Origin of the sequence: Azospirillum sp. B4 (assembly GCF_000333275.1) — a bacterium.
Classification (GTDB): Bacteria; Pseudomonadota; Alphaproteobacteria; order Azospirillales; family Azospirillaceae; genus Nitrospirillum.
This window is the reverse complement of record NZ_BACU01000493.1, coordinates 1-9007: the sequence shown is the minus strand read 5'-3', so window position 1 is coordinate 9007 and position 9007 is coordinate 1. Positions and strand designations below refer to the sequence as shown.

The 9007-nt window shown below is 69.1% G+C and carries 8 protein-coding genes, 1 pseudogene and 1 riboswitch; of the genes and pseudogenes, 3 read left to right on the top strand and 6 right to left on the bottom strand.

The window, feature by feature from the left end; all coding sequences use genetic code 11:
- Both I55_RS37290 and I55_RS21520 read left to right on the top strand, forming a co-directional pair.
- Positions 1-216: pseudogene (locus I55_RS37290) on the top strand (hypothetical protein); the annotation flags it as partial.
- Positions 213-680, top strand: coding sequence for a hypothetical protein (locus I55_RS21520; protein WP_044562653.1), 468 nt, complete (start codon positions 213-215; stop codon positions 678-680). The pseudogene I55_RS37290 and the gene I55_RS21520, both read left to right, overlap by 4 nt.
- Positions 681-741: 61 nt before the next feature.
- Here I55_RS21520 and I55_RS21515 read toward each other — a convergent pair whose 3' ends face one another.
- The 5 genes from I55_RS21515 to I55_RS21495 form a co-directional block, all read right to left on the bottom strand.
- Positions 742-1311 (bottom strand): hypothetical protein, encoded by a 570-nt coding sequence (locus tag I55_RS21515; RefSeq protein ID WP_148293888.1) that lies wholly within the window; start codon positions 1309-1311, stop codon positions 742-744.
- Complete coding sequence (locus I55_RS21510) at positions 1298-1921, bottom strand: hypothetical protein (protein WP_148293887.1); 624 nt, start codon at positions 1919-1921, stop codon at positions 1298-1300. Before I55_RS21510 ends, I55_RS21515 begins: the two co-directional genes overlap by 14 nt.
- A gap of 150 nt (positions 1922-2071) precedes the next feature.
- Positions 2072-3148, bottom strand: a complete 1077-nt coding sequence (locus I55_RS21505; protein WP_044562650.1) for a low specificity L-threonine aldolase — start codon at positions 3146-3148, stop codon at positions 2072-2074.
- A gap of 55 nt (positions 3149-3203) precedes the next feature.
- Positions 3204-3311: riboswitch (SAM-I-IV-variant riboswitch) on the bottom strand.
- A gap of 113 nt (positions 3312-3424) precedes the next feature.
- Positions 3425-4147 carry a hypothetical protein gene (locus tag I55_RS21500; RefSeq protein ID WP_044562649.1) on the bottom strand — a complete coding sequence of 241 codons (723 nt, stop codon included), beginning with the start codon at positions 4145-4147 and terminating at the stop codon, positions 3425-3427.
- On the bottom strand, positions 4147-4767 hold the full coding sequence (locus I55_RS21495; RefSeq protein WP_044562648.1) for a hypothetical protein: 621 nt from the start codon (positions 4765-4767) through the stop codon (positions 4147-4149). The genes I55_RS21500 and I55_RS21495 overlap by 1 nt, the downstream gene beginning before the upstream one ends.
- Positions 4768-4994: 227 nt before the next feature.
- On the opposite strand from I55_RS21495, the gene pepN reads away from it, so the two are divergent.
- Positions 4995-7670, top strand: a complete 2676-nt coding sequence (gene pepN / locus I55_RS21490) for an aminopeptidase N (RefSeq protein WP_044562647.1) — start codon at positions 4995-4997, stop codon at positions 7668-7670.
- 106 nt (positions 7671-7776) lie between these two features.
- Here the strand turns inward: pepN and I55_RS21485 are convergent, their stop codons facing one another.
- Positions 7777-8667 (bottom strand): universal stress protein, encoded by an 891-nt coding sequence (locus I55_RS21485; protein ID WP_044562646.1) that lies wholly within the window; start codon positions 8665-8667, stop codon positions 7777-7779.
- Between the last annotated feature and the right edge of the window lie 340 nt (positions 8668-9007).

Sequence of the window (9007 nt, the reverse complement as noted above, 5' to 3'; positions counted from 1 at the left end):
CTGCTGGTCGCCAGCACCGGGGTCAAGGACCGTCCCTCCCTGTCCGGCGCCTTGATCGACCATCCCGCCCTGCGCCGCGTGCTGCCCGAAGGGCACCGGCCGCGACTGGCGGAGAACCTGCTGGGCTGCGGTGGCCCCTACACGGTGGAGGCGGTGGAGGCGCTGGCCCGTGCGCGCGGCCAGTGGCTGGCGCGCCACGATGGAGGGCGGCCATGATCCCGTGGTTCCGCCGCCATCCCCTGGCCGTGCTGCTGCCGCTGACGGCGCTGCTTTTCGTCGCCTCCCTTTCGCTGGGTGCCAGCGGGGTGTCGCTGGCGGGGGTGCTCGCCGACTGGCGGGCCCATGGGGAAGCGGGGGATGCCGAATCCGCCACCGGCGATGCCGCCACCTCCATCACCAGCATCGCCAGCACCATCGTCCGCATCAACGAGATCGCCAGCACCATCGCCTCGGCAGTGGAGGAACAGGGTGCGGCCACGCGGGAAATCGCCAGCAACGTTCAGCAGGCCGCCGTCGGCACGACGGAGATCGCCTCCAACATCTCCGGCGTCACCGAGGCCGCAACCCACACCGGCGGCGCCGCGACGCAGATGCTGGGCACCGCTGAACGCCTGTCCACCGACGCCGGCGCCCTGCGCACCCAGGTCAACAGCTTCCTGTCGGTCCTGCGCGCCGCCTGAACCGCCCTGACGCCCAAAGGACGGGCCCGGTCTCCCATGGGGGGCCGGGCCCATTCCCTTTTCAGGGCTGGTTGGCGCCGCCCAAGTTGGTGACGGCCATGTCCAGTTCGTCCAGGTCGACGGGGGCGATATCGATCACCAGATGGGTGGCGGCCGGATAGCGGGCCCCCACCCGGTTGCGGAAATCCTTGGGACCAGAGGCATAGCCGTGGACAGTACGGGTTCCCCCCCTGGCCCCGCCACCGGTCAGCAGGCAGATGTGCGCCTCGAACAGGGTGTCGCCTTGCGCCCAGGCCTGGGAGAACAGGTTCAGGTGGCGGGGAATCACCTGGTGCAGGGTGTCGCGGCGGGCCTGCACCTCGCCAGAGCGGCTGGCGATATCTTCCAGCTCCCCATCCAGTTCCTGCACCGCCTCGCGGATCTGGCCTTCCTGTTGCCGCGCCTGGCGCAGCAGGAAGGCGGCCTGGTTGCGTTCCTCCAAGGCGGCGGCGACCTTGCGCTCCGTCTTGCGGATTTCCTTGATCAGCCGCATCAGCGACCAACCCATGGCCGCTCCCCCCACCGCGATGGCGATGACATGCAACGGATTGGGGTTGGCGTAGGCCTCGGCGAAGGCGTCAGTCAGCCGCATGGTCGCGCCTCAGCCGCTGGGGTTGCGGTTCCTGGTTGGCGGCGCGGGCCTGCGCCCCGGTGGACGGGACCGCCCCCTGCACCGGCCGCAGGTTGGTGACGGTGAAACCGTCGGCCAGGCTGAATTCCTGCTGCAGGGCGGTGCGCGCCTCCATCTCCGTCCGGGCCCAGATGCGGGCGCGGTGGAGATGCCGCCACAGGGGACAGATGGTCGCCATGCCCGCGACCACGCCGTTCTTCAGGGCGCTGTTGCTGATGTCGGCGGAATAGAGCGTCTGGCCGCTGGCGGTGGGGCCGCCCAGGTCGTGCCAGACCTCGATCCGGCGGCTTTCGAACTGCTCGCACTCCGCCTCCAGCCGTTGCAGCGTGCTGGTCTCGCGAAAACGCATGGCAATGCGCTGGTCACGCACGCGGCCGGCCTCCCGGTTGGCGGCCATCACCTTTTCCGCCAGACGCCGGATCTGGTGGATCTCACGCTTCACATTGGCATGGCGGGCGATCCATTCGTAGATGTCGCCGATGATGACGCGCAGCAGTTCCAGCAGGACCAGGCCCGCAAGGGTGCCTCCCACGATGGTCAGGATGACCAGGTCAGGTTTATCGATCTGCACCAAGCCCCCACGACCGATGACAATGCCAAAGAATTCATGGTTTCCGCGTACGGATGTCCATCCTGAGGGTTGTACGGTGAATTAGCTGTTAACGGGCCCCCAAACTCTCATTTTAAATAAAATCTTCCGTATAGGCCCATCATGGGTGGCTCATGCCGCCTCGGCGCGCGCGACTTCGCGGATGTCGGCCACCAGCTGGTCCACCCGCTGCGGCTGGGTATCCCAGGCGAACATGAATCGGGCGCCGCCGCCGATGAAGGTGTAGAAGCGCCAGCCCCGCGCGCGCAGGCCGTCCAGCACCGCCGCTGGCGCCGTGAGGAAGACGGCGTTGGCCTGGACCGGGAATATCGGCGCCACCCCCGGCACCTCCGCCAGCCCCGCCAGCAGCCGCTGGGCGCCGGCATTGGCGTGGGCGGCGTTGCGCAGCCAGGCGCCATTCTCCAGCATGCGCACCCAGGGGGCCGAGAGGAAGCGCATCTTGGACGCCAGCTGGCCGGCCTGCTTGCAGCGATAATCGAAATCCTCGGCCAGGGCCTTGTCGAAGAACAGGATGGCCTCCCCCACCGCCATGCCGTTCTTGGTGCCGCCGAAGCACAGCACGTCCACGCCGGCGCCCCACGTCATCTCGGCCGGCGCGCAGCCCAGGCTGGCGCAGGCGTTGGCGAAGCGGGCGCCGTCCATGTGCAGGCGCAGGCCCAGCTCACGGCAGGTGGCGGAAATGGCGCGGATCTCCTCCAGGCTGTAAACCTGCCCCGTTTCCGTGGGCTGGGTGATGGTCACGGCGCGCGGCTTGGGGAAATGGATGTCCGACCGGCCGGTGGCCAGCGCCCGGATGGCGTCCGGCGTCAGCTTGCCGTCCGCCGTCTGCGCCACCAGCAGCTTGGAGCCGTTGGAAAAGAACTCCGGCGCGCCGCACTCATCCGTCTCCACATGCGCGGAGGCCGAGCAGATGACGCTGTGGTAGGACTGGCAGAGCGATGCCAGGGCCAACGAATTCGCCGCCGTGCCATTGAAGGCGAAGAAGACGTCGCAATCCGTGCCGAACAGCCGGCGGAAGGCGTCCGCCGCCCGTGCCGTCCAGACATCCTCGCCATAGGCGGCGGCGTGGCCGCTGTTGGCCTCATCCATGGCGGCCCAGGCCTCGGGACAGACGCCGGAATAGTTGTCGCTGGCGAATTGTTGGCCCGAAAATTGGGGGGCGGCGGGCTGGAGCGTGTCGGTGGTCATCTGGAAGGCAGCCTTTTCGTCTCAAGTCTCGATCAAGAGCGAAACGGACGTGTGGCTGCTTCCCGTTCATTGCCGGATGGGCCACATCCTTCCCTGGGGGAAGCGCCACCTTGCCGGGTAAGCAGGTTGGCGTTGAGCGTCAGCTCAACTCTTGATGCATGGCCAAGGACATACCGCGCGGGAGGGCTGGGCGCAAGGCCCGGATGCGGGCGGGCGCACATGGGTGGTCTTCAGGCGCCGCCGGACACACCGGAGGCCGGCGAGACGCGGGAGGCCTCAGCCGCCGGCGGGCGACAAGGCCAGGCCTTGGGCCAGGCCGGCGGGCGGGCGGACCGGCAACGGCCGTGGACGAGGGGCCGGTTCAGGGCCGGCGGCATCGCCCAGCAGATCGCCCAGCGCCTCATCCTCGGCCGGGGGCTCCGCCGCGCCTGGCGTCGTCCCGGTGGCGTTGGCCCCGTCCTCCTCGCCCAGCGAGATGGGCAGGATGCTGCTGATGACGTAGCCGCCCTCTTTCGCCAGGCGGTTGGTGACCATGGAGCGGAAGTCGGCCTCGGTCGGGGCGTAGCCGTGAACCACGCCGGCCTCCGCCATGCCGCCCGCGCCAAGGGTGCGGCCCACGTGGCGGGGCGTTACGGTGGTGCGCAGGTGCGCCTCGAACAGATGATCGCCCGGGGCCCATTCCAAGGAGACCAGGTTGATGGGCCGCGCGGTGGCCTGGCGCAGCACGGCCATGCGGTGCTGCACCGCCTCCGTCCGGCGGGCGATCTCGCGCAGCGCCTCCTCCCCCTCCTCCAGGGCCTTGGCCAGCTGCTCCTCCTGCTGGCGGGCGACGCGCAGGTCGGCCGCCGCCTCGTTCTTCTCATCCACCGCCGCGGCGATGCGCCGTTCCGTCTCCCGGATGCGGCGCAGGATGCGGCGGATCGAAAACGCCAGGAAGACGCCGCCGATGGCAAGGATGATGAAGACCATGAAGTTGAGGTTGCTGTAGCCGCCGGTCATCAACGCACCACGCGCCGGTGCGGCCGCACCAGGCGGGCCTGCGCCGCAGACCGGCCGGCGGCCGCGGCCTCCGCCACCGCCTTGAATCCCTGGGCCGCCCGCAGGTTGTTGATGGTGAAGCCGTCTTTGGGGCTGAAGGCCAGCAACAGGCGGGACCGCGCCTGGCGCTCATTGCCGGCCCAAATCCGCGCGCGATGGGTATAGCGCCAGATGGGGCAGATGTCCTCCGCCCCCGCCGCGGCGCGTTCCATCAGGCTGCGGCTGGTCAGATCGGCCAGGTACAGCTGGTCGTCCAGGGTGGCGTCGCCCACCTCATGCCACACCTCCACCCGCCGCCGCTCCAGATCCTCGCACTCCTGCTCCATGCGGTGCAGAATGGTGTTCAGGCGGAAGCGTTCGGAATTGCGCCGGTCGCGCAGGATGGCGCTGGCCCGGTTCTGGGCCCACAGGTTTTCCGTGGTGCGGCGGGTCTGATGGATTTCGTACTTGATGCTGCGGTACTTGGCCGCCCACTCGTAGATGTCAGTGATCACCAGGCGCAACACTTCCAGCAGCGCGATGGCCGCCAGCACGGCGCCCGCGACCGACAAGACCACCAAATCCGACTGCGCGACCTGCACCGGGCCCCCTGCCTTACCTCTCCCGCCTATACCCGTATGATACAGCCTAAGGCCGTATGCGGCCTGTCCAAAGTACCCGCCTAAGTCATCAGAACAGTTCACCTGCCCAACCGGAGAAGGCGGCCGATGCGCCCACCCAGGGGAAACGGTGTTGGCGGGCCGGCCCGGCGTCCCCTATCCTGCCCGCCGAACAGTTCCACCCCCTCCCCGCACACGGAATCCCGCCCATGGACAGCCGCCTGGACACGGCCACCCCCCACGCCATTCACCTGCGCGACTACGCGCCGCCGGCCTGGCTGATCGACACGGTGGACCTGCACGTCGATCTGCGGGAGGACGCGGCCACCGTCCGCGCCACCCTGGCCGTTCGGCGCAACCCGGCCTCGACCGCCGGCGCCGCCGCCTTGGACCTGGATGGCCAGGAGCTGGAGTTGCTGGCCGTGCGGGTGGACAACCGCGCGCTAGGGCCGGACGACTATACCCTGACGCCGGAGCGGCTGACCCTGGCCGGCCTGCCCGAGGCGGCGACGGTGGAGATCATCACCCGCACCCGGCCGCAGGACAACACGGCGCTGGAGGGGCTGTACAAGTCCTCCGGCAACTACTGCACCCAATGCGAGGCGGAAGGCTTCCGCAAGATCACCTATTTCCTGGACCGGCCGGACGTCATGGCCCGGTACACCACCACCATCGAGGCGGAACAGGCCCGTTATCCCGTGCTGCTGTCCAACGGCAACCTGACGGCCAGCGGCCCCAGCGCGACGGAACCCGGCCGCCATTGGGCGCGGTGGGAGGATCCGTGGCCCAAGCCCTGCTATCTCTTCGCCCTGGTGGCCGGCACGCTGGTGCATATCGAGGACCGCTTCGCCACCCGCTCCGGCCGCGACGTGACCTTGCGCATCTATGTGGAGCCGGGCAACGAGGCCAAGTGCGGCCACGCCATGGAGTCGCTGAAGAAGTCCATGAAGTGGGATGAGGACGTCTACGGCCTGGAATACGACCTGGACATCTTCAACATCGTCGCCGTGTCGGACTTCAACATGGGCGCGATGGAGAACAAGAGCCTGAACGTCTTCAACACCAAGTACATCCTGGCGCAGCCGGAAACCGCCACCGACACCGACTTCCTGGGCATCGAGACGGTGGTGGCGCATGAGTACTTCCATAACTGGACGGGCAACCGCGTCACCTGCCGCGACTGGTTCCAGCTGAGCCTGAAGGAGGGCCTGACCGTCTTCCGCGACCAGGAATTCTCCGCCGACATGAACTCGGCGCCGGTGAAGCGCATCCAGGACGTGCAGCGCCTGCGCCAGGTGCAGTTCATCGAGGACGCCGGCCCCACCGCCCATTCCGTGCGGCCGGAAAGCTATATCGAGATCAGCAACTTCTACACGCCCACCGTCTATGAGAAGGGGGCGGAGGTGCTGCGCCTGTACCGCACCCTGTTGGGTGCGGATGGTTATCGCAAGGGCATCGACCTGTACTTCGCCCGCCACGACGGCCAGGCGGTGACGACGGACGACTTCCTGGCCGCCATGGTGGAGGCCAACGGCCAGAAGGCCACCGATCCGCTGTGGGCGCAGTTCCAGCGCTGGTACACCCAGGCCGGCACGCCCACCGTCTCGGGGGAAGGCCGGCACGATGCCGCCACCGCCACCTACGCCCTGACCTTGCGCCAGACGGTTCCGGCCACGCCCGGCCAGGCGGAAAAGCAGCCCATGGTCATCCCCGTGACCCTGGGCCTGCTGGGCCCGGACGGCCGCGACCTGCCGTTGACGCTGGAGGGTGAAACGGAGGCGGGCGCCACCACCCGCACCCTGGCGCTGACGGAGGCGGAGCAAACCTTCATCTTCACCGGTGTGGCCCAGCCGCCCGTGCCCTCGCTGCTGCGCTGCTTCTCCGCCCCCGTCCGCATGGACGTCACGCGCGACGACGCGGCGCTGACCTTCCTGATGGCCCATGACAGCGACCCGTTCAACCGGTGGGAGGCCGGGCAGACCCTGGCCACGCGCCTGATCCTGGCAGACGTCGACGCCCGCGCCCAGGGCGGCGCCGCGCAGGCGCCCCGGGCCTATGTCGACGCCATCGCCCAAACCCTAGCGCGGGCGAGCGAGGACCGGGCGTTCGCGGCCCTGGCGCTGGCCCTGCCGACGGAGGCCTATCTGGGCCAGCAGCGCGCGACGATTGATGTCGACGGCATCCACGCCGCCCGTCTGGACCTGCGCCGCACCCTGGCGCGGGAGCTGAACGGCGCCTTCCTCAAGGCCTATGACGGCAATCGCACGGATGGCGCCTTCACCATCACGCCCGAGGCCATGGGCCGCCGCGCGCTCAAGAACGCGGCGCTGGCCTACCTGATGGCGCTGGACGACGCGCCGGCCCGCGCACTGTGTCTGGCGCAGTACCAGGGTGCCGCCACCATGACCGACGCCATCGCGGCCCTGGCCCTGATCGCCGACAGCGAAATGGGGGAGCGCGCCGACTGCCTGGCCCACTTCGCCGACCGCTGGCGGGACGAGGCGCTGGTGATGGACAAATGGTTCGCCGTGCAGGCGCTGAGCGACCGGCCGGACACGCTGGATCGGGTGCGGGCCCTGCTGGACCACCCCTCCTTCTCCATCCGCAACCCCAACAAGGTCTACGCCCTGGTGGGCAGCTTCGCCGCCAACCCGTCCAAGTTCCACGCGGCCGACGGCAGCGGCTACGCCTTCCTGGCCGACACCGTGCTGACGCTGGACAAGCTGAACCCGCAGGTGGCCAGCCGCATGGTGAAGCCCCTGGCCCGCTGGCGCCCCTACGATTCCGGCCGCCAGACCCACGCCAAAGCGGCGCTGGAGCGTATCGTCGGCACGGCAGGCCTGTCGCGCGATGTCTATGAGATCGCGTCAAAGAGCCTGGCATAAGCAAAGCGATGGCAAGGATGTATCGCGCCGTACCTATCGGCGCGATACTCCGTACTTCTTGAATTCACACACCCCGGTTTCCCGCGACCGCAGCCGCCCAGGGATCTCAATGGGCCAGCAGCACCGGAATGCTGGTGTTGTAGAGCACGTGGCGGGTGACGCCCCCCAGGATCATTTCCCGCAGCCGGCTGTGGCCGTAGCCGCCCAGCACCAGCAGGTCGGCCCCCACCGCTTCCGCCGTGCCCAGCAGGGCGCCGCCCACCGGCTGGCCGGCCGAGGCCACGGGCTGGCGCACCTGGGCGCGGATGCCGTGCCACGCCAGGTAGTTGGCCAGTTCGCCCCCCACCGCGGCCTCCGTCTTGGCGGTTTCCACGGCGATGACGGTGACCTGCTCCGCCGCCTTCAGCAGCGGCAAGGCCTGCGCCACGGCGTGGGTGGATTCGCGGCTGCCGTTCCAGGCGACGGCGACACGGCGGCCCAGACTGACCCCGGCGGCGAAGGTCGTCGGCGCCACCAGCAGGGGCCGGGCACTGTCCAGCAGCACGGCCTCCAGCATCAGCAAGGCCTCGCCGCCCGACGCCTCATCCACCTGGGCCATGACGGCGATGTCCGCCAGGCGGGCCTGGACCACGGCCACATCCTCCTGGCTGCCCACCACCTCGCGGAACTGGGCGGTCAGCCCGCGGGTGCCGGGCTGGTCGGCCGACGCGGCACCCGCAGCCGTCACCGCGGCGTCAAAGGTTTGGCGCGCCCGTGTGCGGTGGTTAGCCGATTCCTGTTCCACCATCGCCATGATCTGTTCGACCAAGGCGCCGGACACGCCCTCGCCCAGCGCCGGCACCGCCTCACGCGGGTCCGGATTAGGCACCAGGCCCAGGACATGCGCGCTGTCGGCTGAGGGTCCCGCAACCGACGTCCCCAGGGCGAAAGCCGCCGCGAGCGCCGCGCGGTCGCCGGCGCCGCCGGTCAGCACCGTCAGGATTTTGCGATAGGACATGGCCTGATTCTCCACTTGGTCCGCCGGCCCGCCAGCACCCCCGACGGGAGCCCCATGGGCCGGAACATGATGGAGAAGCTTCATCGTTCGGGCGGCCGCCCGCATTGACGTGCCTCAAAGCCTGGGCCACCAGTCTGCGCGCGACCGGGTAATACGAGCGGCACGAGATGTAGACTCGTGCCGCTGTCGCCCGCGACTGCGGGCGCCGGAGCTTTCCGGGGAGCGGAGCGGACTGGAAAGCGAGGAAACCAAGCGGACGGATGTCCGCCGCCCCCGCGTGTGAGGGAGCATTTGAGCGATCACGATCAAATGCCGTTCGTATAAAGAGACGGATCAAGCG

Coding starts and splice junctions, on each gene's coding strand:
- I55_RS21505 (WP_044562650.1), bottom strand. CDS start 3,148: ATGACCACCGACACGCTCCAGCCCGCCGCCCCCCAATTTTCGGGCCAA.
- I55_RS21500 (WP_044562649.1), bottom strand. CDS start 4,147: ATGACCGGCGGCTACAGCAACCTCAACTTCATGGTCTTCATCATCCTT.
- I55_RS21485 (WP_044562646.1), bottom strand. CDS start 8,667: ATGTCCTATCGCAAAATCCTGACGGTGCTGACCGGCGGCGCCGGCGAC.
- pepN (WP_044562647.1), top strand. CDS start 4,995: ATGGACAGCCGCCTGGACACGGCCACCCCCCACGCCATTCACCTGCGC.
- I55_RS21515 (WP_148293888.1), bottom strand. CDS start 1,311: ATGCGGCTGACTGACGCCTTCGCCGAGGCCTACGCCAACCCCAATCCG.
- I55_RS21520 (WP_044562653.1), top strand. CDS start 213: ATGATCCCGTGGTTCCGCCGCCATCCCCTGGCCGTGCTGCTGCCGCTG.